This window comes from Amycolatopsis sp. NPDC034160 (assembly GCF_055575355.1).
Window position 1 is genome coordinate 1 of record NZ_JBVISU010000025.1, and the last position, 21,879, is coordinate 21,879.

Consider the following 21,879-nt stretch of genomic DNA (forward strand, 5'->3'; position numbering starts at 1 on the left):
CGCAAAAACGGCCTCAACACCCTGACCGCACTCCGCGACGCCATCACCGGAAACCCCTGGCTACCAACCAACCCCACAACCACCTGACTAGTAACGATTCGGGTTCTAACCCGAATCGCCACTCACGACCCACCCAGCCCAGTCGCAACGGCTGTCTGTCGGAACCCTGGACGCCTGGCATCCGGAAAGACGCCGAGGGCGCATCGGACCCTCGCTCTTCTTCAGTCCTGCGAGCCACAGCCGGGCCGAGGCCGGTCACCCGTGCGGGGTGTCGGGGGCGGCGACTAGCCTGGCCTGCTGTGCGAGACGACGAGCTGACCGGGATGGGGCTGGCCGACGAGGGGCTGACCCGCCGCCTCAAGGCGCTGGCCTGCACCGCGCCCTTGCACGACCTCGACGCGCGCAAGGCGAAGCTGGACTGGGCGGACGCGACGATCTACCAGATGGCCGAGATCGCGCTGCACACGATCGACCAGGTCACCGTGTCGATGGACTTCGACACCGGCGCCGACCACGAACAGGTGATCGTGCGGCTGCTGCCGTTCGTCGCGCTCCAGGCACCCGGCCGGACCCCGGACGAACACGCGAAGGTCGCCCGCTGGGTGCTCGACAACCTGATCAACGTCGGCACCACCGATCGCGGATTTCGCCGCGTCTACGGCTCCATCGGCCCGGGTGGCGGCTATCAGCGGCGCCAGTTCGACTTCAAACTGCTCGTCGAACTGGCCGCGCCCGACGGCGAGGTCTACCTGCGCGCCACCGACGAGGCGATCAACGTCCTCGTCGGCGCGCTGGACACCGACGTCGAATCCGCGCAGATCGCCGCCGAGGTCAAACTGGAGAACCTGATCAACCGCGGCCGCCTCGCGGACGCGAAGCTGGCCGCCGAACAGGCCCGGTACCGCACCGTCCAGTACGGCGAGACGCTGCGCGCCAAACTCGACGCCACCCGGCGCGACGTCCGCGCGGTCGACTGGGAGCGCGAGGTGCCGGAACTGCTGGACCAGGCGCTGTCCCATATCGAGTCCCGCTTCCGCGCCGAGAACGCCATCCTCAAGAACATCACCGCGTCCCGCGACGAGACCGAGGACCCCGACCGCAAACGCCGCGCCGCCGAACTCGTCGACATCGTCAGCGACTGCATCCGCCGCCACACCCGGCTGCAGTCGCGGCTGGCCGACGCCGGGGCGGTGTTCCGCGCCGAACAGGACCGGCAGCAGTTCTCCGGACCGCCGCAGCGCGCGACGATCGACCTGTTCGGCCAGCTCCTGATGCCGACGCTGGGCCTGCCGATCGCCGACGCCGTCGCACCGGCGGAATCGTTCTTCCACGCCGGTGCCGGTATTTCCCCGCCGGCCGTGCCGTCGCTGTCCTCGCTGGTGTCGCTGTTGCTGCGGCCGGCACCGGACCGTGACCAGCTCGTCGGCGAGATCCCCGAACCCGAGCTGATGCCCGCCGAGGTCACCGACAAGTTCGGTGACGAGCAGTGGCGCCTCGCCGATGACCTGCTCGATCTGCCCGAGGTGCCGCGACGGTTGTCCGGGCTGCTGGAAGAGGCGCGCCGGATCGATCCGGGGCTGCCGGCTCTGGTCGCGTTGCGGGCGGTGCACGCCTACAGTCCCGAGGTCGGCGCGGCGCTCCGGCTGGGGGAGCGCCAGGTGCTGCTGGCCGTCGACGACGGCACGCTGCTCGAAGACCCCGAGTTCGGCGGAGCGGATCTGCTGCTTTCGTCGGCGCGGGTGGACCGTGACGACCAGGAAGAGGAGGAGGTCGCGTGACGACATCAGGGGACGTCGAAGCGGCGGCCCGGCTGGTCTCGTTCGGCATGCGCCCGAAGCAACTGCCGTCGCGGGACGTCGTCTACGGCGACCTCGTGCGGCGCTACGGCGAGGACAGCGCGTTCAAACAGCTCACGCACGCGGTCGCGGCCGGGCTCGGGCTGATGGTGCTCGAAGTCAACCTCCAGGCCGGCGCGGTGCTCGCGGCGACCGACGAGTCCGTCTTCGAGATCAAGATGGACAGCTACGCGCGGCAGAGCAAGATCCGGGAGCGCCGTGAGACCGAGAAGGTCCTGCACGGGCTCATCCACCTGGCCACCGCCGCCCTCGGTTATCCGCGCCCCGACGACCTCGCCAACGACACCTACATCGGCCGCGTCAGCGTCGAGCAGGTGGACGCGATGGTGCGGGAGGCCTGCCGGATCCTCGACGAACGCGCGGCCGAGGCCGAGGCGAACAACGATCCGCTGGCCGACGCGCCCGAGCTCGAACAGGCTTGGCGGGCCTACGCCCGGCGTCCCGCGGCGGCGGCGACCAAGGACGGCAGGCTGGCGTCGGACACCACTCGCGGCATGGTCGCGCGTGCGCTGCGTTTCCTCGCGGATCAGGGTTTCCTGGTCCAGGTCAGCGGGGAGCAGGGTGGGACTTACCGGACCACACCGCGTTATCAGGTGCAGGTCCGCGAACTCGCCGCCGACGCGGCCTTCGACGACCTGCTCGCGCTGAACGTGGTCTCGGTCGCCACCGGCGGCGGGACGCTGCGCGCTGCCGCGTCGGACACGCTCTAACGGCTGGTGAGCGGAGCTGTGGCGATGAGCGGAAACCAGCCGATGCGAACCCGCCCGGGCCGGAGGCCCCGCTATCGCGACGGCAGGGCGCCGGAAAGCGCGGCATGGGTGGCGATGGGAACCAGCGCCCTGGCGACGCGATCGCGGACGCGGGTTCTCGGATAAGGGGAGGGGAAGAGATGTACGAGCTTTCGCGGGTTCGCCTGCACTCGGTCGGTCCGGCGGGCGCGCGCTACCAGGACGTCGTGCTGGACTTCAGTGGCGTCGGCGCGGCCATCACCGCGCCCAAACAGGACGCGCTGTTCAGCGCCGGGATCCATCTGGCGGGGGAGGGGCCGCCGCGGCGGCCGTCCCCGGCGAGTGTGCTGTTCCTGGAGAACGGCGGCGGCAAGTCCGTCCTGATCAAGCTGATCTTCTCGGTCATGCTGCCCGGCCGCCGTCAGGTCGTCGGCACGACGAACACCAAGGTGCTGGAGAAGTTCGTCGCCGCCAAAGACGTCTCGCATGTGGTGCTGGAGTGGCTGCAGGTGGAGACCGGCCACCGGGTGATCACCGGCAAGGTGTCGGAATGGCGCGGGCACGTGGTGTCGGCGGATTCGGAGAACCTCGTCGATTCCTGGTATTGCTTCCGTCCCACCCCTTCACTCGACTTGGACTCGCTCCCGCTGACGGCGGACGGCAGGCTGCTGACGATGTCGGGGTTCCACGACCAGCTCGACAAGGTGCACGGCGGGGAGCCGGAACTGGAGCTGTTCTGGACCCGGCGTCACCACGAATGGACGTCCCGGCTGGACGGCCTCGGTCTCGACACCGAGCTTTTCCGGTACCAGCGCGCGATGAACGCCGGTGAAGGCGAGGCGGCGGACGCCTTCGCGTTCAGCACCGACGAGGCGTTCGTCGAGTTCCTGCTGCGCGCGGTGCTGTCGGAGGACGAGCCGAAAGACCTCGCAGAGGTCGTCGCGACCTACGCGCACAACCTCGCGCAGCGCGGGGATCTGTTGTCGGAGCGGGATTTCGTCGCGGGCGCGCTCGAGCTGCTCACGCCGCTGGCGGAGGAGGAGGGCGTCGCCGCCGCGTCGCGGAAGCTCGCCGACGTGGCCCGTGCCGAGATGCGGACGCTGGCCGGCCAGGTCGCGGCTCGCGACAAGCTGGAGAACGAGCGGCTGAGCGGCCTCGAACAGCACGTCGACGAGGTGAAGTCCGCCGAGAAGCTGGCCGAGGGAGACCACCGCCGCCTCACCGCCGGGGTCACCGAACTCCGGCGGCTGGTCGGGAAACTGCGGCTGGACGAGGCGCAGGAGAGCAAAAAGCGGATCGACGGCGAACTCGCCGACGCCAAGACCGCCGCCGAGGCCTGGCGTGAATGCGCCACCGTCCTCAACCATCTCAACGCCGCCCGCAAGGCACGCGATTTCCGGGAACTGGTCGGCAATCGCGAGCAGAAGGCGCAGCCCGCGCTGCAAGCACGCAACACCGCCGCCGCCGCGCTCGCCCGTGGTCTGCTGGCGTTGGCCAAGGACGCGACCGATCAGGCGGCGAAGGCCGAAGCCCATGTCGGCGCCCTGCGTGCCGAAGCGGAGAAGGCACAGGCGGAACGCGACGAGTCGGCGAACCTTGCCGCCTCGCGCCGGGCGGAGGCTCGCGGACTGGGCGCGCGGATCGCCGAGATCCGCGAGGAGATCGCGGAAGCAGTCCGATCCGGCGTACTCAGGGCGGGGGCGGACGTCGCCGAAGCGGCACGGGCGGCCCGAGCCGAAGCCGAGACGACCGCCACCGAGCTCGTCCGCCGCGAACAGGAACTCGAACGGGTCGCCGAGGACCTGCGAGCCGCGCAGACGACCGTCAACGACGCGCACCGGCTCGCGGGATCCACCCAAGACCGGCTGGAGCGCGCCGCCGAAGAACTGGACCGGGCCAACCGGCGTACCGACGCGCTCGCCGTCGAACCCCGGCTGGTCGAACTCCTCGGCGCCGACGACGTCGCGCTGGAAACGGATCTGCCGGTCCTGCTGGAACGTCTTCGCGAGGCAGGGGCGACCGCGGAGAAGGAACAGACGGCGTTGCGAATGGAGGAATCCGTCGACGAACGCGCGCTGAACGCGCTCGGTTCCGGCGGTCTCCTGCCCGCCACCGAAGAGGTCCAGGCCGCATTGGACGCGCTGGAAGCCGCGGGGATGAACGCGTGGTCGGGCTGGCGCTATCTGTCCACTTTGGACAAAAAACGGCGGGCGGCCGTGCTGGCTCGCGCACCTCAGCTGGTTTCGGGGATCTTGCTCAACGAACCGGAGCAGGTCCGGCTCGCCGAAAAGGTGCTGGCGGAGCGGCGCTTGCTGCCCACCACGATCATCCCGGTCGCGACCACCGAGGCCACCACGACCGACCGCCTGCCGGGTGAGTCGGGTATCGAATTCCTCGTTCCGCCCAACCCTGCGATGTACGACGAGGAAGCCGCCGACGCCGAGCGTGAGGCCATCGCGCTCCGGCACGCGGAACGACAAGGTCGCCTGAAAGCGCTGGCGGCTTCGCTGGCCGAAGACGCCGCGCTGTCGTGGAAACTCAAGACCTGGCGGGAGGACTACCCGCCCGGCAGCATCGCGACGCTGGCCGAGCAGCTGCAGAACGCGCGCACGGCGCACGAGACCGCGCAGACCGCGTTGGACCAGGCGGAGAAGGAATTCCAGCGCCTCGGGGAGAAGGTGACCGGGCTGCGGGAGCGGATTCCCGAGCTGCGCACGGCTTCGGCCGAGGCGGGGGAGCGCGCTCGGGGGCTGGAAGCGCTCGCGACGCGCGCCGCGAAGATTCCCGAGTGGACGGACGACGTCGAACGCGCGACCGAGACCGCTGAGCGGGCCGAGTCGACGGCGTCCGAAGCCGCGGCGAAGGCGTCCCGGCTCCGCGAGCAGGCCGGTGAGGAACAGCGCACCGCCGACGGGCACCGCCGCACGGCGACGACGGCGAAGTCGGAACTGGCCGAAGTCCCGGGTTCGAGTGATGTCACCGAAAACGACCCCGCGCCCGCGGAACCGGTGGACGCGTTGCGCCGCACCTTCGCGTCGGCGTCCGAGGCCTACTCGAAGGTCGAGGTCGGCAGCGATCTGCGGGCAGAACTCGAGCAGGCGGAAAGCGTCGAGGCGTCCGCACGGGCGGCCGTCGAGGCGCTGGACGACGCGGTCCGCGAGCGGGCCATGACGTTGCTGGAGACGCCGGACGGTTCCGACGCTTCGGCGCGGGCGGCCGCGCAGGCGCGGGCGAACCGGGCCGTCGCGGTGCTGGAGGAGGAACGCACCGAGATCGTCGGGCTCGTCGCCACCCGCAAGGCGGAACTGAGCCAGCTTCCGGAACAGCCGTCCGCGCTCGCCCTCGACGCCAGGCCGAAGGATATCGAGCACGGCCTGGAGCTGATCGACGAAGCGAGCCTCGAAGTGTCCGCCGCCGCGCGGAAATGGGAGGAACTGCAGGAGCGCCGCGCCGCGGCCGAAGCCACCTTGGATTCCGCGAAGACATCCGCGTCCGGATTCGGCCTCCTCGCCGAGTCGATGGCACATCTTTTGTCCAAAGAGGACAAAGCGGTGGCCTTCGAGGGAGACGTCGAATCCGCGCGGACCAAGCACTCCCGGCTCAACACCGCCCTCACCGAGGCACAGGACGCCGCCGACGCCGGCGACCGCCGGGTGCGCGCCGCGGCCGACCAGCTGGCCCAGTACGCCACCGACAAGCGATTCGAGAAGCTCAGCACCCCGGTGCGACAGCAGGTGATCTCAGTGCGCCGCGATCAGCTGCCCGCGCACGCCGCGGAATGGGCCGAGGCGCTGCGACCGCGGTTGCGCACGCTCACCGACGATCTCGCGCAGATCGACCGCCACCGCGGCGGCATCATCACCCGCCTGCAGGGCATGGTCGACGGCGCATTGCGCACTCTCCGGGCGGCACAACGGGTTTCGCGGCTTCCGGACGGTCTCGGCGACTGGTCGGGTCAGGAGTTCCTGCGGATCCGCTTCACCGAACTCGAAGACAACGTGCTCGCCGAGAAACTGGGCGAGGTCGTCGACGAGGCCGCGGTGGGAAAGACCTCCGACGGCCGGGACGTCAAGCGGGACGGGCTTTCGCTCGTACTGCGCGGCGTGCAGGCCGCCGCTCCCAAGGGTTTCCGCGTGGACATGCTGAAACCGGACTCCGTACTGAGGACCGAACGCCAGCGCGTCTCGGAGATCCGGGACGTGTTCTCCGGCGGGCAGCAGCTGACCGCGGCGATCATCCTGTACTGCACGCTCGCCGCGCTGCGGGCCAACAACCGGGGCAAGGCGCGCAACCGGCACTCCGGCGTGCTGTTCCTCGACAACCCGATCGGCCGCGCGTCGGCCGGATATCTGCTGGAGCTGCAGCGGGCGGTGGCCGAGGCGTTGGGCGTCCAGTTGATCTACACGACCGGTCTGTTCGACGCGGGCGCGTTGAGCGAGTTCCCGCTGATCGTGCGGCTGCGCAACGACGCGGACCTGCGGGCCGGGCGCAAGTACCTGTCCGTGGACGCGACCATCCGGAACGCGACCGACGAACTCGGCGATCCCGACGGCGTCGCGCGGCTCTCGGCGACGCGGCTGTTCACGCGACCGGCGGAAGAGCCGGAACCGGAGGAGGAGACCGCCTAGGTGGCACAGGGTGGCACTTTGGGGCACATGAGCGCTATAGTGCGCTCATGAGCGTTCAACACGAGATCTCCCAGCGTGATCTCCGGAACCGTTCCGGCGAGATCATGGACGCGGTCGAGCACGGTGAAACCTTCACCGTGACCCGTAGTGGTTCGCCCATCGCCCAGCTGGTTCCGCTGTGTCGGCGGCACGCCGTTTCCCGTGACCAGTTCGTCTCCGGTTCGGCGAACGCTCCGCTCATCGACCCGGACAGGTTCCGCGCGGATCTCGACGAGGCCTTCGAAGGGGAGGCGGGCGATCCCTATGGCCGCTGAGGTCCACGGCCTGCTCGACACGAACATCCTCATCCTCCGGCGGAGGATCGATCACGCCCAGCTGCCGGATCTGATGTCGATCAGCGCGATCACGCTCGCAGAACTGTCGGCGGGTCCGCATTACGCCGCCGACCCGGCCGAACGGGCCCGGCGCACGGATCTGTTGCAACGGGTGGAGTCCGAGTTCGACCCGCTGCCCTTCGGTACCGAGGCGGCGCGGATCTTCGGCCGGGTGTCGGCGTCCGTGCTCGCGATGGGCAGGACGCCCCGGCGCCGGGTGGCCGACCTGATGATCGCCAGCGTGGCCATCGCGCACCGGATGCCGTTGTACACCACCAATCCGCAGGATTTCGAAGGCCTGAAGGAACTCCTCGACGTCGTTGCGGTCACTCGGCCGGGAAGCTGACCTGACGCGTTCGCATGACGAAGCGGCGGTGAGACGTCGGTCGGAAAGCCGAGCCGGAACGGAGCTGAGCGGCGGACGGCGGGAAAAACGGCGAACCACGACCGAAGACGCCGCGTTGTCCCTAACATCCCCGTCATGCCTTCGGATCCGCCACAAACCGGCTACGGGTTCCCCGACCTCACCCCGTTCACCCGGACAGCCGTCCGCCTGCATCCCCGAGCGGGGACGCCGACCGCATACGACAGCCACATCGGCGGACCATTGCTGTGGCCCGCGGACGAGCCCTGGCCGCACTGCCCCGACACCGCGCCGAACGCGCCGGCGCCGGGCGTGATCCACACGCCGACGGCCGGGCTGGAAGCGGCGCACGACTGCGAGAAGGTGATGCCGCTGGCGGGCGTGGCACAGTTCTTCCGGCGAGACTTCCCGAATTTGCCCTTCCCCGACGGCACCGATTTGTTGCAGGTGCTGTTCTGCCCGGACCCGCACGACGGCCACGGCTACTGGGGGCCGGGCGTCCAGGTGGTCTGGCGGAATTCCGCCGGGGTGGCCGAGTTGCTCGCGAGCCCGCCCGAGCCGTTCCAGACCGAGGATTACGAGTATTTGCCCGCCCGGCCGTGTTCGTTCGCGCCGTGCGAGGTCGTCGACCATCCACACCCGTCGGAGCTGCCCGCCGAACTCAAGGCGACGCTGGAGTTCCTCGACGAGCGCGGGAACTTCGTCGACGACGACGTCGAAGACGCCTGGCCCTCGCTGACCGTCGGCTCCAAGCTTGGCGGCCTGAACTTCTGGGGGACCTCCAGCTCCCAAGACTTCCCGTTGTTCTGCCCGGACTGCGGCGGCGGGCTCGACCTCCTGCTGTCCTTCGAAAGCTCGGAAAGCCGGGACGACGATTGCCCCTGCGACCAGCCGGACGAGGGGCCAGGCTGGGAGCTGGCCGCCTCGTCGGTCAACGTCCTCGTCTGCGCCGCCGACGCGACGCACGCGATCAGGCCGCACGCGGACTGATCGCGGTGTTTTGTCGGACCCCGGTGATAAAACCGATCCCGTGACCCCCAAGATCGACACCGCGCAGCGCCGTGCCCGCCTCGCGACGCGTCATCGCCTCACCGCGCCCGCGTCGTCGGTGCACGCCGCGGCGGACGCGGTCGTGGCCCTGCACGCCACGGATCCGGCGACGGTCCACCTCTCGGCGTGGGCCCGGGTCAAGGGTGACGGCGTCGCGGAGCTGGAAAACGCGCTCTACGAAGAGCGCACGCTGGTGCGGATCCTCGGCATGCGCCGCACGGTCTTCGTGGCCGGGCTCGAGAACGTGGCGCTGGTCCAGGCGGCCTGTTCGGCCGACATCGCCAAGAAGCAGCGCCGCCTGCTCGAACAGCACCTCGGTCAGCAGGGGTATCCGGAGAACGTGCCCGATCCGGAACGTTGGCTGGCCGAGGTCGAGGACGCGACAGAGCGCGCGCTGAAGGCCCGCGGTTCCGCGACGGCACAGCAGCTGTCCGAGGACGAGCCCCGGCTGAGGCAACAACTCCTGATGTCGAAGGGCAAGCCGTACGAGGCGATCGCCAACGTCACCAGCCGGGTCCTCTTCCAGCTCGCGGTCGACGGCCGCATCGTGCGCGGGCGTCCGCGCGGCAGCTGGCTCAGCAGTCAGTACTACTGGGCCACGATGGCGGACTGGCTTCCCCATGGCCTCGCGGTGTGGGACGCCGACGAGGCCAGAGCCGAACTGGCCCGGAAGTGGCTCTACGCCTACGGCCCGGCCCCGGTCGCGGATCTGCGGTGGTGGACGGGCTGGACGGTCGGGCAGACCAAGAAGGCGCTCGCGGCCGTTCAGCCGATCGAGGTCGATCTCGACGGTGTCCCCGGCGTGCTGCTCACCGACGACCTGGAGCCCGTCCCGGAGCCTGAGCCCTGGGTCGCGCTACTCCCTTCTCTCGACCCGACGTCGATGGGATGGCTTGACCGCGAGTGGTATCTCGGCCCGCATCGGGCGCCGCTGTTCGACGGCACCGGCAACATCGGCCCCACGATCTGGGCCGACGGCCGGATCGTCGGCGGCTGGGCGCAGCGTCCCGACGGCGAGGTGGTCCATCACTTCCTGGAGGACGTCGGCGCGGACGTCGAACGAGCCGTCGAGGCGGAGGCGAACCACCTGGCCGAGTGGTTCGGAGAGGTGCGAGTCACGCCACGGATGCGTACGCCGCTGGAGCGACGGCTAGCACAACAAAGCTGAGAGTTTTCCGCAGAGTTCCTGGTGGCGGTGGTCTTAATCGATTCTTGACCTGACCCACCGAGTGGTGGAAGTCTCGTCAGGGCAAAGAGGGCCGCCCGAGCGCGCACGCTAGGGTTGCGCCCGAGTAACGGACGTCTTTCCGGGGCGATCCCGGACGAGTCTCAAGGGAGTGGCAGCAGTGACGGTTCGCGTAGGTGTCAACGGCTTCGGCCGCATCGGCCGCAACTTCTTCCGGGCCGTGCAGGCCGCCGGTCACGACATCGAGGTGGTCGCGTTCAACGACCTCGGCGACGTCGCCACCATGGCCCACCTGCTGAAGTACGACTCCATCCTCGGCCGTTTCCCGGGCGAGGTCAGCGTCAGCGACGAGGGCATCGTCGTCGACGGCAAGACGATCAAGGCCCTCGCCGAGCGCGACCCGGCCAACCTGCCCTGGGGCGACCTCGGCGTGGACGTCGTCGTCGAGTCGACCGGTTTCTTCACCACCGGTGACGCCGCCAAGGCGCACCTCGCCGGTGGCGCCAAGAAGGTCATCATCTCCGCGCCAGCCAAGGGCGAGGACCTGACCGTGGTGCTGGGCGTCAACGACGACAAGTACGACGGTTCGCAGAACATCATCTCGAACGCGTCCTGCACCACCAACTGCCTCGGCCCGCTGGCCAAGGTGCTGAACGACGCCTTCGGTGTCGAGCAGGGCCTGATGACCACGATCCACGCGTACACGCAGGACCAGAACCTGCAGGACGCTCCGCACAAGGACCTGCGTCGCGCCCGCGCCGCCGCGCTGAGCATGGTCCCGACCTCGACCGGTGCCGCCAAGGCCATCGGCCTGGTCCTGCCGGAGCTCAACGGCAAGCTCGACGGTTACGCGGTCCGCGTCCCGGTCCCGACCGGTTCGGCCACCGACCTCACCGTCACGCTGACCAAGAGCGCGACCCTCGAAGAGATCAACGCCGCGTACAAGGCCGCCGCCGAGGGCCCCCTGGCCGGCATCCTGCGCTACAGCGACGACCCGATCGTTTCGGCCGACATCGTCACCGACCCGGCGTCCTGTATCTACGACGCGCCGCTGACCAAGGTCATCGGCAACCAGGTCAAGGTCGTCGGCTGGTACGACAACGAGTGGGGCTACTCCAACCGCCTCGCGGACCTCGTCAAGCTCGTCGGCAACAAGCTCTCCTGAGCCATGGCGCTGAAGAACCTCGAAGACCTGCTGGGCGAGGACGTCTCAGGTCGTTACGTACTCGTACGTTCCGACCTGAACGTCCCGCTCGACGGGCCCAAGATCACCGACGACGGCCGCGTCCGCGCGGCCCTGCCGACCCTCAAGCGGCTCGCCGAGGCGGGCGCGAAGGTGGTCGTCACGGCACACCTCGGCCGTCCCAAGGGCGAGCCGGACCCGAAGTTCTCACTCGCGCCCGTCGCCGCGAAGCTCACCGAGCTGCTCGGCGTCGACGTCCCGCTGGCCGATGACCTGGTCGGCGAGTCCGCCAAGGCCACCGTCGCCGGCCTGAGCGACGGTCAGGTGGCCCTGCTGGAGAACGTGCGCTTCGACGCGCGCGAAACCAGCAAGGTCGAGACGGAGCGCCAGGAACTGGCCGCCGAGCTGGCCGCGCTGGTCCCGGGCGGCGCGTTCGTCTCCGACGGTTTCGGTGTCGTGCACCGCAAGCAGGCTTCGGTCTACGAGATCGCGCGGGCGCTTCCGGCGTATGCGGGTGGTCTGGTGCTCGCCGAGGTCGACGTCCTCAAGAAGCTGACCGAGGACCTCGCGCGGCCGTACGTCGTCGTTCTCGGCGGCGCGAAGGTGTCGGACAAGCTGGGCGTCATCGCCAACCTGCTGACCAAGGTCGACAGGCTGCTCATCGGCGGCGGCATGGCGTACACCTTCCTCAAGGCCCAGGGCCACGAGGTCGGGAACTCGCTGCTGCAGGAGGACCAGCTGGAGCAGGTCCGCGGTTTCCTCGCCGAGGCGGAGAAACGCGGCGTCGAGCTGATCCTGCCGGTGGACGTCCTCGCCGCGACGGGCTTCGCGGCCGACGCGGAGTTCGAGGTCGTCGACGCCAAGGCCATCCCGGCCGACCGCATGGGTCTCGACATCGGGCCGGAGTCGCGTGAGCTGTTCGCGGGCAAGCTGGCCGACGCGGCGACCGTGTTCTGGAACGGACCGATGGGCGTGTTCGAGTTCGAGTCCTTCGCCGGCGGCACCCGTGCCGTGGCCGAGGCGCTCGTCAAGAGCGACGCCTTCACCGTGGTCGGCGGCGGCGACTCCGCCGCGGCCGTGCGGCAGCTGGGCCTGCCCGAGGACGGTTTCTCGCACATCTCGACCGGCGGCGGCGCGTCGCTGGAGTACCTGGAGGGCAAGGAACTGCCCGGAGTCGCTGTGCTGGGAGAGAACGACTAGTGGCGCGCAAACCGCTCATCGCCGGCAACTGGAAGATGAACCAGAACCACCTCGAAGCCATCGCGCTGGTTCAGAAGATCGCCTTCGCCCTGCCGGAGAAGTACTACGCGAAGGTCGACGTCGCGGTCCTGCCGCCGTTCACCGACATCCGCAGCGTCCAGACGCTGACCGACGGCGACAAGCTGTCGCTCACCTACGGCGCCCAGGACCTGTCGCCGCACGACTCCGGTGCCTACACCGGTGACGTGTCGGGCCCGATGCTGGCGAAGCTGGGTTGCAGCTTCGTCACCGTCGGGCACTCGGAACGGCGTGAGTACCACGGCGAGACCGACGAACTGGTCAACAAGAAGGTCAAGGCCGCGCTCAAGCACGGGATCAAGCCGATCTTGTGCGTGGGGGAGAAGCTCGAGGTCCGCGAGGCGGGCGAGCACATCGCCCACACCACGACCCAGCTGGTCGAGGGTCTGAAGGGGCTCAAGGCCGAGCAGGTCAAGGACGTCGTCGTCGCCTACGAGCCGGTCTGGGCCATCGGGACCGGCAAGGTCGCGACCCCGTCGGACGCCGAGGAGGTGTGCGGAGCCATCCGCGCCACCCTCGCCGAGAAGTACGGTGCCGAGGTCGCGTCCTCGGTCCGTGTGCTCTACGGCGGCTCGGCGAAGGCCAACAACATCAGTGACCTCGTCGCCTGCGAGAACATCGATGGTGCCCTCGTTGGTGGTGCGAGCCTGGATGGTGACGAGTTCACCAAACTCTGCGCACTCGCCGCGGGCGGGCCCCTGCCCTGATCGGGGCACCTACCGGGTAACCTGTGTATCCGGTCCGTCACACAGCAGTGGACGAGTCCAGGAGTACGGTGTGTCCTGACGGTCAAGAGCCGCCAGTACGCACCGTTTTCCTGCATTCTCCAAGAGCGCAGAGGATGACATGAAGCTGTTCCTGCAAATCCTGTTGATCGCCTCCAGCTTTTTCCTGATTGTGGCCGTGTTGCTGCACCGGGGCCGGGGTGGCGGTCTGTCGTCGCTGTTCGGTGGCGGTATGCAGTCGAGCCTGTCCGGTTCCAGCGTGGCCGAGAAGAACCTCGACCGGATCACGGTGCTGCTGGGTTCGGTATGGCTGATCAGCATCATCGGCCTCGGGCTCCTGCTCAAGGTCTGATCGATCCAGGTGTTTCGGCGTGCCTATGGGGGGCGCGCCGCCGATCCCTATAGGTGTGAGGATTCATGGTTGGCGGTAACGCGATTCGAGGCACCCGTGTGGGTGCCGGTCCTTCGGGCGAATCGGAACGGGGTGAGTCGGCGCCGAGGCGCCGCATTTCCTACTGGTGTGCCAACGGGCACGAGGCGCAGCCCTCGTTCTCGATGGACGCCGAGATTCCCGACGAGTGGGACTGCCCGCGCTGCGGGCTCCCCGGTGGGCAGGACGAGAAGAACCCGCCTGCCGCGCCGCGGACCGAGCCTTACAAGACCCACCTGGCTTACGTGAAGGAACGGCGTTCCGACGCCGACGGCGAGGCCATTCTCGCCGAGGCGCTGGAGCGGTTGCGCCAGCGCCGGGAGATCTAGCCGCCGCTGCGGACGCTCACCGGTCGAGCGGGTACCGGGCACGCACCCGGAACCCGCCGTCTTCGGTATCGGCGGTCTCGAAACTCCCACCCAGCAGTCGAGCGCGTTCGGCCAGACCGGTCAGCCCGTGCCCTCCCGAGGGCAGGGCCGCACCGGCGGTCCGGGCGCGCTCATTGCGTATTTCGACCTTGAGCGAGCCGTGCTCACCCTGGATCCGGATGGTCGCGGTGGCGCCCGGTGCGTGCTTGTGCACGTTGGTCAGGCATTCCTGCACGGTGCGGTAGGCCGCCGCGGAAACCTGGCTGGGCAGCAGTTCCGGGATTCGCTCGACGGTCAGGTGCACCGGGACGTCCGAGCCCCGGATGAGCCGGTCGAGTTCGTTGATTCCCGGCCGCGGTCCGTCGTCGTCGGAACCCGAGCGCAGCACGCTCACGAGCGAACGCAGTTCCTCGAGTGTTTTGGTGCTCAGTTTCCGGATGACCTGCGCGGTTTCGAGCGAACGCGGGTCGGTCGTCTGCGCCTGCAGCGCGCCGGCCTGCATCGCGATCAGCGTGATCTGGTGCGAAACGACGTCGTGCATCTCCCGCGCCAGCCTGGCGCGTTCCTCCGCGCGGACGGCGTCGGCGTGGAAGCGGCGCTCGCGATCGCGGCTGGCGGCGAGTTCGGAGAGCTTCTGCGAGATCTCGGTCCGCGCTCCGATGAGCAGCCCGATGGCCACCGGCATCCCGGCGACGATGACGCCGTAGATCCCGTCCAGCACGTGTTCGCGCCAGCTGAGCTCGACGAAGTCCGGCAGCGGCCACTGGACGAACCGGCAGGTGAACACGAGCGCGAACCCGGTCCAGGTCTGCCAGTGCATCTGCTTGCGGGTGGCGAGAAAGCCGAGCGCGATCATCGCCGCGAGCTGGGACCAGCCCGCCAGGAAACCGGGGACGGTGGCGATCACCGCGAGGAACGGCAGCTTGCGGCGCAAGGCGAGGCCGAGGCAAGCGGCACCGGAGAGGTAGATGGAGTAAGGCTGGGCCTTCTCGGGGATGACCAGCCACACGTCGAGCGCGGCCAGGAAGATCGCGAGCGTGTCGACGGCCAGCGCGACCAGCGCCGGACGTTTGATCTTGGCGAACGACATGACCCCGGCGGCACGGCGCATCCGGTCGGCGGCGTCCGCTCCGGAGCCGCTCACCGAGATACCTGGCATCGAGAGACCCTCTGTGCTCATCGCTGGCGACCTCACTCGTCTTGTGGACTTGGATGGTGAGACGTGTTCTTCGCCCGATCGGGACGCGCAGGAACGAACAAATGTGCGGATGCTAACGGGTGGATGTACGAAGGCGGTAAGTTTCCCCCAGTCGGGCTAGCGACTGTCCGGTCACTGTCCGTTCTGCGGACAAGTGCATGAACGTTCGGTCGGTCAAGGCGCGGAGCGGACCACCCGGGCTCGGTGGTCCGTTGATCTTTCCGACGCGCGAACAAGCCCTCTCTGATGCGAACGTCGGTAAGAGTTGACTACGTCACGTTTCGTGTTCGCGCGGTGACCCTGCCGCGCGAAGGTCCGTGAAGGCCTCCTTCACTACCTTCAGCGTAGTGAAGGAGGCCTTCACGGACTATGGCCCACGCGGGTGCCTGCTCGTGTCTGGAAGCGCGTGAAGGCCCCCTTCCCTCGGCTCAACCGAGGGAAGGGGGCCTTCACACGCGATAAAGGTCAGGCCGTCGGAGGCTGATAGACCTTCGTGAGCTTCGAAGCGGCATCCCGGTCCAGCAGCCAGAGCGTGCGACGGTCGCCGCGTGCTCCCGCCACCGGGATCTGGACCTCGCCCGCACCGGCCAACGCCAGTGCGACGGCGTCCGCCTTGGCGTCGCCGCCGGTGACCAGCCAGACGTCCCGCGCGCGACGGATCGCGGGCAGGGTCAGCGAGATCCGGGTCGGCGGCGGCTTCGGGCAGTTGCGCACCGCGACGACCGAACGCTCCTTTTCGTACACCGCCGGACTTTCGGGGAAGATCGAGGCGGTGTGCCCCTCCCCGCCGAGGCCGAGCAGCATGATGTCGAACGACGGCACGTCGCCGTGGTCCTCGGGACGGGCGTCGGCCGCCAGGACCTCCGCGTAAGCGGCGGCCGCGGCGTCGACGTCGTCGCCGAACTCGCCGTCCGAGGGGGCCATGGCGTGCACCCGCTTCGGGTCGATCGGGACGTGGTCGAGCAGAGCCTCGCGGGCCTGCTTCTCGTTGCGCTCGTCCGAGTCCGCCGGGACGAAGCGCTCGTCGCCCCAGTAGACGTCGATACGCGACCAGTCGATGGCGTCACGGGCACTGGACTCGCGCAGTTCCTTCAGGATCGCGATCCCGGTGCCGCCGCCGGTGAGCACCACCGAAGCCGAACCCTTGGCCGCCTGGACGTCCACGATCCGGGTGACCAGCCTGGCCGCCGCGGCGGCGGCCAGGAGGTCCGGGTTCCGGTAGACGACGACCTCGGTCTTGCTCATGATTCGCTCTTCTGCGCGGCGACCGCGGCCTTCTTCTTGGGCGCCGCTGGAGCCTTCTTCGCCGGGACGGCTTTGGCGGCCGTGCCGGAGGAGATCTTCGAGAGCCCGTTCAGCGAAGCCTCGTAGACCTCGTCCGGGTCGAGCCGCCGCAGCTCCTCGATCAGGCAGTCCTTGTTGTTCCGCCGCTGCAGGGCGATCCGCCGCGCCGGCTGGCCCGGCTGGGTCAGCGTGCCGACCCGCCCGTCCGGCCGGTGCAGTTCCACCGGGCCGGAACGCCGGTCCAGCGTCACCGAGATGATGCCCGCGGCGCCGGTGCTCTTGACCCGCTTGACCGGCACCTTCAGGTACTCGGCCAGCCAGCCCGCGAGCAGCTCGGTCGACGGCGAGTCGGCCTCACCGGTCACGGTCGCCCCGGTGACCTTCTCGTGCGGTGGAAGATCCAAGGCGGACACGAGCTGCGCGCGCCAGCTGGTCAGCCGGGTCCACGCCAGGTCCGTGTCACCCTCCACATAGGACTTCGCCCGCGTGGTGAGTGCTCTTATCGGCGCCTTTTCCGCCGCGGAGTCGGTGATCCGGCGCTGGGCCAGTTCGCCGAGCGGGTCCTTGGCCGGGGCCTTGGGACCGGTGCCCGGCCACCAGGTGACGATCGGCGCGTCCGGCAGCAGCAGCGGCACGACCGCGCTCTGCCCCTGCGCCGCCAGCGGGCCGTAGAGCCGCAGGACGATGACTTCGCTCGCCCCGGCGTCGCCGCCGACCCGGATCTGGCCGTCGATCCGCGGTGCCGCGGTCCGGGCGCCCTTGGCCACCACGATCACCCGCGAGGGGTGTTCCCGGCTGGCTTCGTTGGCGGCTTCGATCGCCTCTTCGAGCTTGTCGTCGTCGTCGGCCACGATGACGAGCGTCAGCACCCGGCCGAGCGCCACCTGCCCGCCCTGTTCGCGGATCTCGACGAGTTTCTTGTTCAGCTGCGACGTCGTGGTCGACGGCAGGTCGATGATCACGGACGCCTCCAATTCCGGCCAGTACGCTCCATCATTTCGTCCGCGGACGGCGGGCCCCACGAACCCGGCGGGTACTGCTCGGGCGCGCCCTTCTTGGCCCAGGCGTCGAGGATCGGGTCCAGGATCTCCCAGGACAGCTCGACCTCTTCGTTCACCGGGAACAGCGACGGCTCGCCCAGCAGGACGTCCAGGATCAGCCGTTCGTAGGCCTCCGGCGAGGACTCGGTGAACGCGTGCCCGTAGCCGAAGTCCATGGTGACGTCGCGGACCTCCATCGTGGTCCCCGGCACCTTCGACCCGAACCGCAGCGTGATGCCCTCGTCGGGCTGCACCCGGATCACCAGCGCGTTCTGGCCCAGCTCCTCGGTCGAGGTCGAGTCGAACGGCAGATGCGGTGCCCGCTTGAACACCACGGCGATCTCGGTGACCCGGCGGCCCAGCCGCTTGCCCGTCCGCAGGTAGAACGGCACGCCCGCCCAGCGGCGGTTCTGCACCTCGAGGGTCACCGCGGCGTAGGTCTCGGTCGTCGAGTCCTTCGCGAAGCCCCCTTCCTGCAACAGACCCGGCACCTTCATGCCGCCCTGCCAGCCGCCCGCGTACTGCCCGCGCGCGGTCGTCTCTTCGAACGGCCCCAAGGGTTTCGTCGCCGAAAGCACCTTGACCTTTTCAGCCCGCAGCGCCCGCGGCGCGAACGAGACCGGCTCCTCCATCGCGGTGAGCGCGAGGAGCTGCAGCAGGTGGTTCTGGATGACGTCGCGGGCGGCGCCGATGCCGTCGTAGTACCCCGCGCGGCCGCCGAGACCGATGTCCTCGGCCATGGTGATCTGCACGTGGTCCACGTAGTTGGCGTTCCAGATCGGCTCGAACAGCTGGTTCGCGAACCGCAGCGCCAGCAGGTTCTGCACCGTCTCCTTGCCGAGGTAGTGGTCGATGCGGAACACCGACTCCTCGGGGAAGACGTCGTTCACGATCTCGTTGAGCTCCTTGGCGCTCTTGAGGTCGCGGCCGAACGGCTTCTCGATGACGACGCGGCGCCAGGTCTCCTCGCTCGCGTCGGCGAGGCCGGAGCGGGCGAGCTGCTTGGTCACCACCGGGAACGCGCCCGGCGGGATCGACAGGTAGAACGCGGTGTTGCCACCGGTGCCGCGTTCGGCGTCGAGGTCCTTGACCGTCTGCGCGAGCTTGTCGAAGGCCTCGTCGTCGTCGAAGGTGCCCTGGACGAAACGGATGCCTTCGGCGAGCCGGTTCCACACCGACTCCTTGAACGGCGTCCGCGCGTGCTCCTTGACCGAATCGTGCACGAGCTCGCCGAAGTCCTGGTGCTCCCAGTCCCGGCGGGCGAAGCCCACGAGAGAGAACCCGGCGGGCAGCAGCCCGCGGTGGGCGAGGTCGTAGATCGCCGGCATCAGCTTCTTGCGGGCGAGGTCGCCGGTGACGCCGAAGATCACCAGGCTGGACGGCCCGGCGATGCGCGGCAGCCGCTTGTCGCGCGGATCGCGCAGCGGGTTTTTCCAGGCACGGGTCACTCGCCTGCCTCCTGTACCGCGCGGACCAGTTCGGCCAGGCCGGCGGCCCGGTCGGTGAGGTGCAGGCGCAGCACCGGACGACCGTGCTCGGCGAGCACCTGGCCGTCACCGAGCGCCTGGGCGTGCTGCAGCACCCCGAGGGTGTACGGCCGGTCCGGTACGTCGAGATCCGCCTCGACGGCGCCGGTGAGCTGCAGGAAGACACCGTTCTGGTGCCCGCCCTTGTGGTACTGCCCGGTGGAGTGCAGGAACCGCGGCCCCCAGCCGAACGTGGTCTGCCGTCCGGTCCGCTTGGCGATCTCACCGCGCAGGAGGGACGTCGACGCGTCGTCGAGCCGGTCGAGGTAGGCCTGCACCGCGATGTACCCGGTTTCCGGTGCGGAATCGAAGAAAGCCCGCAGGATGTCCGCGAGCTTCCCGTCGGTGGCCACGCCCGCCGAACCGAACACCTGGACCGCGCCGTCCACAGTGGACGGCTCTTCGCCGCCCTCGAGCGCGTCCGGGTTGTCGAGCAGGGAGCGTGCGGCTTTCTTGGCGGCCTCGACATCGGGCTGGTCGAACGGGTTGATCCCGAGCAGCCTGCCGACGAGCGCGGTGGCGAACTCCCACAGCAGCATCTGGGCGCCGAGCGGGCCGGTGACGGAGATCTTCGCCGCGCCTTCGGCCTGGCCGACCGCCACCGGGGTGGCGTCGGACTTCGCGTCGGCGAAACCGGGGGAGTCGGGGCCCTCGACGGCGACCGGCAGGAGACCGGTGCCCTGCTTGCCGGTGGATTCGGCGATCAACTGCTCCGCCCAGTCGGCGAAGCCCTTGATACCCGAACCGGTGTCCGCGATGACGACCTTTTCCGCGCCGTCCTCGTGCGCGGCCGCCCACGCCGCGGCAAGCTTCACCGCGGGGTTGTCGGTCGAGTCGGTCGCCAGGGTTTCGGCGACCGAAGCGGCCTGGTCGAGCAGGCGGGCGATGTCCGCGCCGGCGAGCCCGGCGGGAACGAGACCGAACGCGGTCAGCGCGGAGTAGCGGCCGCCGACGTTCGGGTCCGCGAGGAAGACCTTGCGGTAACCCTCCTTTTCGGACAGGTCCGCGAACGGGGAGCCGGGGTCGGTGACGACCACGATCCGCCGGGCCGCGTCGATACCCGCGTCGGTGAAGGCCTTCGCGAAGATGCGCCGGTGGCTGTCGGTTTCGACGGTGCCGCCGGACTTGGAGGAGACCACGATGACCGTGCGCTCCAGATCACCGGCGAGCGCGTCGGCGACCTGGCCGGGGTCGGTGGTGTCGAGAACGGTCAGCGCGACCCCTTCGGTCGCGGCGATCACCTCGGGTGCCAGCGACGAACCGCCCATGCCGGCGAGGACGACGCGGTCGACGCCCTCCGAGCGCAGGTCGGTCCGCAGTGCCTCGATCTCGCCGATCAACGGCCGCGAGGACTTGTGCAGCGTCGTCCACGAGAGACGGATCGACGCTTCGGACTCGGCTTCGGGACCCCACAGTGTGGCGTCCTGGGACGCCAATTTCGATGCGACCTGGTCGGCGACAAGCCGCTCCGCGAACGGAGCGGCTTTGCCGGCCAGGGCGGCGTCGGCGATTTCGACGCCGGTCGTTTCCCCTGCCATGGTCCAGATCAATCCTTTGCCTTTTCGAGCTGTCCGTTGACGGTCTCGAGAAGCTCGGTCCACGACTTCTCGAACTTCTCGACGCCCTCGTTTTCGAGGGTCAGGAAGACGTCGGTGATGTCGATGCCGACAGCGCTCAGCTTGTCGAAGACGGCCTGCGCTTCGGTGCCCTTGCCGGTCACCGTGTCACTGGTGATCTCGGCGTGGTCTGCGGCCGCGTCGAGGGTCTTCTCCGGCATCGTGTTGACCGTGTCCTTGACGACGAGCTGGTCCACGTAGCGGGTGTCGGAGTACTGCGGGTCCTTCACCCCGGTGGAGGCCCACAGCGGACGCTGCGCGTTCGCACCGGCCTCGGCGAGCGCCTTCCAGCGGTCCGAAGCGAACAGCTCCTCGAACGCCGCGTACGCGAGCCGCGCGTTGGCGATCGCGGCCTCACCGCGCAGCGCCTTGGCCTCGTCGGTGCCGATGGCGTCGAGCCGCTTGTCGATCTCGGTGTCCACCCGGGACACGAAGAACGACGCGACCGAGTGGATGCCCTTGAGGTCGTGGCCGTTGGCCTTGGCCTGCTCCAGCCCGGCGAAGTAGGCCTCGATGACCGCCCGGTACCGCTCCACCGAGAAGATCAGCGTGACGTTGACGCTGATGCCCTCGGCGAGCGTCTTGGTGATCGCCGGGAGACCCTCTTCGGTGGCCGGGATCTTGATCAGCACGTTCGGCCGGTCCACGGTCTTCCACAGGTCCTGCGCCTCGGCCGCCGTCTTGTCGGAGTCCTTGGCCAGCCGCGGGTCCACCTCGATGGACACCCGGCCGTCGACCCCGTTCGTGGCGGTGTAGACGTCGCGGAACAGGTCCGCGGCGTTGCGCACGTCGGTGGTGGTCAGCTCCCGGATGGTGGCCTCGACGTCGGCACCGCGGGCGGCGAGTTCCTTGGTCTGCTCGTCGTAGGCCTCGCCCTTCGACATCGCGTTGGCGAAGATCGTCGGGTTGGTGGTGACGCCGACGACGTGCTTGTCGCGGATCAGGCCGGCGAGGTTGCCGGTGTTCAGTCGCTCACGGGACAGGTCGTCGAGCCAGATCGAGACGCCTGCCTCGGACAGCTGCGCGAGCTTGTCGTTGCTCATGC

18 protein-coding genes are annotated in these 21,879 nt (G+C 69.2%); 12 read left to right on the forward strand and 6 right to left on the reverse strand.

Translation table 11 applies throughout. The features are described from left to right. The first annotated feature begins 323 nt into the window (after positions 1-323). From ACZ54P_RS34290 to ACZ54P_RS34345, 12 genes are all read left to right on the forward strand, one after another. Positions 324-1,778, forward strand: coding sequence for a hypothetical protein (locus ACZ54P_RS34290; RefSeq protein ID WP_465465843.1), 1,455 nt, complete (start codon positions 324-326; stop codon positions 1,776-1,778). 47 nt (positions 1,779-1,825) lie between these two features. After that, positions 1,826-2,566, forward strand: coding sequence for a hypothetical protein (locus tag ACZ54P_RS34295; RefSeq protein ID WP_465465844.1), 741 nt, complete (start codon positions 1,826-1,828; stop codon positions 2,564-2,566). Positions 2,567-2,745: 179 nt separating this feature from the next. Next, positions 2,746-7,212, forward strand: coding sequence for a hypothetical protein (locus ACZ54P_RS34300; RefSeq protein ID WP_465465761.1), 4,467 nt, complete (start codon positions 2,746-2,748; stop codon positions 7,210-7,212). A 47-nt stretch (positions 7,213-7,259) separates the two neighbouring features. Further along, positions 7,260-7,526 (forward strand): type II toxin-antitoxin system Phd/YefM family antitoxin, encoded by a 267-nt coding sequence (locus ACZ54P_RS34305; RefSeq protein WP_465465762.1) that lies wholly within the window; start codon positions 7,260-7,262, stop codon positions 7,524-7,526. Then, positions 7,516-7,932 (forward strand): PIN domain-containing protein, encoded by a 417-nt coding sequence (locus tag ACZ54P_RS34310; protein WP_465465763.1) that lies wholly within the window; start codon positions 7,516-7,518, stop codon positions 7,930-7,932. The genes ACZ54P_RS34305 and ACZ54P_RS34310 overlap by 11 nt, the downstream gene beginning before the upstream one ends. Positions 7,933-8,067: 135 nt before the next feature. Continuing rightward, a complete protein-coding gene (locus ACZ54P_RS34315; protein WP_465465764.1) occupies positions 8,068-8,940 on the forward strand; it encodes a hypothetical protein in 873 nt (290 codons plus the stop codon). A 40-nt stretch (positions 8,941-8,980) separates the two neighbouring features. Beyond that, complete coding sequence (locus tag ACZ54P_RS34320) at positions 8,981-10,168, forward strand: winged helix DNA-binding domain-containing protein (RefSeq protein WP_465465765.1); 1,188 nt, start codon at positions 8,981-8,983, stop codon at positions 10,166-10,168. A gap of 178 nt (positions 10,169-10,346) precedes the next feature. After that, the gene (gene gap, locus ACZ54P_RS34325) at positions 10,347-11,351 is read left to right on the forward strand and encodes a type I glyceraldehyde-3-phosphate dehydrogenase (protein WP_034311751.1); all 1,005 of its coding nucleotides are present in this window, start codon (positions 10,347-10,349) and stop codon (positions 11,349-11,351) included. A 9-nt stretch (positions 11,352-11,360) separates the two neighbouring features. Next, positions 11,361-12,569, forward strand: a complete 1,209-nt coding sequence (locus tag ACZ54P_RS34330) for a phosphoglycerate kinase (RefSeq protein WP_465465845.1) — start codon at positions 11,361-11,363, stop codon at positions 12,567-12,569. Then, positions 12,569-13,354 carry a triose-phosphate isomerase gene (gene tpiA, locus ACZ54P_RS34335; RefSeq protein ID WP_465465766.1) on the forward strand — a complete coding sequence of 262 codons (786 nt, stop codon included), beginning with the start codon at positions 12,569-12,571 and terminating at the stop codon, positions 13,352-13,354. The genes ACZ54P_RS34330 and tpiA overlap by 1 nt, the downstream gene beginning before the upstream one ends. A 139-nt stretch (positions 13,355-13,493) precedes the next feature. After that, positions 13,494-13,724 carry a preprotein translocase subunit SecG gene (gene secG, locus ACZ54P_RS34340; protein ID WP_465465767.1) on the forward strand — a complete coding sequence of 77 codons (231 nt, stop codon included), beginning with the start codon at positions 13,494-13,496 and terminating at the stop codon, positions 13,722-13,724. Positions 13,725-13,789: 65 nt separating this feature from the next. Further along, entirely contained in the window at positions 13,790-14,131 is a 342-nt protein-coding gene (locus tag ACZ54P_RS34345) for an RNA polymerase-binding protein RbpA (RefSeq protein ID WP_034311760.1), read from the forward strand. A 16-nt stretch (positions 14,132-14,147) separates the two neighbouring features. On the opposite strand, the gene ACZ54P_RS34350 is transcribed toward ACZ54P_RS34345, so the two are convergent. From ACZ54P_RS34350 to tal, 6 genes are all read right to left on the reverse strand, one after another. Beyond that, positions 14,148-15,350, reverse strand: a complete 1,203-nt coding sequence (locus ACZ54P_RS34350; protein WP_465465768.1) for a sensor histidine kinase — start codon at positions 15,348-15,350, stop codon at positions 14,148-14,150. 483 nt (positions 15,351-15,833) lie between these two features. Continuing rightward, positions 15,834-16,613, reverse strand: a complete 780-nt coding sequence (gene pgl / locus ACZ54P_RS34355) for a 6-phosphogluconolactonase (protein WP_465465769.1) — start codon at positions 16,611-16,613, stop codon at positions 15,834-15,836. After that, complete coding sequence (opcA, locus tag ACZ54P_RS34360; RefSeq protein ID WP_465465770.1) at positions 16,610-17,614, reverse strand: glucose-6-phosphate dehydrogenase assembly protein OpcA; 1,005 nt, start codon at positions 17,612-17,614, stop codon at positions 16,610-16,612. Before opcA ends, pgl begins: the two co-directional genes overlap by 4 nt. Further along, positions 17,611-19,140 carry a glucose-6-phosphate dehydrogenase gene (zwf, locus tag ACZ54P_RS34365; protein WP_465465771.1) on the reverse strand — a complete coding sequence of 510 codons (1,530 nt, stop codon included), beginning with the start codon at positions 19,138-19,140 and terminating at the stop codon, positions 17,611-17,613. The genes opcA and zwf overlap by 4 nt, the downstream gene beginning before the upstream one ends. After that, entirely contained in the window at positions 19,137-20,756 is a 1,620-nt protein-coding gene (locus ACZ54P_RS34370) for a glucose-6-phosphate isomerase (RefSeq protein WP_465465772.1), read from the reverse strand. The genes zwf and ACZ54P_RS34370 overlap by 4 nt, the downstream gene beginning before the upstream one ends. An 8-nt stretch (positions 20,757-20,764) precedes the next feature. Continuing rightward, positions 20,765-21,877 carry a transaldolase gene (gene tal / locus ACZ54P_RS34375; RefSeq protein WP_465465773.1) on the reverse strand — a complete coding sequence of 371 codons (1,113 nt, stop codon included), beginning with the start codon at positions 21,875-21,877 and terminating at the stop codon, positions 20,765-20,767. Positions 21,878-21,879: the final 2 nt, after the last annotated feature.

Excerpts from the sequence above, each read along its gene's own strand:
- ACZ54P_RS34290 (WP_465465843.1), top strand. The coding sequence starts at position 324 with ATGGGGCTGGCCGACGAGGGGCTGACCCGCCGCCTCAAGGCGCTGGCC.
- ACZ54P_RS34295 (WP_465465844.1), top strand. The coding sequence starts at position 1,826 with ATGCGCCCGAAGCAACTGCCGTCGCGGGACGTCGTCTACGGCGACCTC.
- ACZ54P_RS34300 (WP_465465761.1), top strand. The coding sequence starts at position 2,746 with ATGTACGAGCTTTCGCGGGTTCGCCTGCACTCGGTCGGTCCGGCGGGC.
- ACZ54P_RS34305 (WP_465465762.1), top strand. The coding sequence starts at position 7,260 with ATGAGCGTTCAACACGAGATCTCCCAGCGTGATCTCCGGAACCGTTCC.
- ACZ54P_RS34310 (WP_465465763.1), top strand. The coding sequence starts at position 7,516 with ATGGCCGCTGAGGTCCACGGCCTGCTCGACACGAACATCCTCATCCTC.
- ACZ54P_RS34315 (WP_465465764.1), top strand. The coding sequence starts at position 8,068 with ATGCCTTCGGATCCGCCACAAACCGGCTACGGGTTCCCCGACCTCACC.
- secG (WP_465465767.1), top strand. The coding sequence starts at position 13,494 with ATGAAGCTGTTCCTGCAAATCCTGTTGATCGCCTCCAGCTTTTTCCTG.
- ACZ54P_RS34345 (WP_034311760.1), top strand. The coding sequence starts at position 13,790 with ATGGTTGGCGGTAACGCGATTCGAGGCACCCGTGTGGGTGCCGGTCCT.
- ACZ54P_RS34350 (WP_465465768.1), bottom strand. The coding sequence starts at position 15,350 with ATGAGCACAGAGGGTCTCTCGATGCCAGGTATCTCGGTGAGCGGCTCC.
- pgl (WP_465465769.1), bottom strand. The coding sequence starts at position 16,613 with ATGAGCAAGACCGAGGTCGTCGTCTACCGGAACCCGGACCTCCTGGCC.
- ACZ54P_RS34370 (WP_465465772.1), bottom strand. The coding sequence starts at position 20,756 with ATGGCAGGGGAAACGACCGGCGTCGAAATCGCCGACGCCGCCCTGGCC.
- tal (WP_465465773.1), bottom strand. The coding sequence starts at position 21,877 with ATGAGCAACGACAAGCTCGCGCAGCTGTCCGAGGCAGGCGTCTCGATC.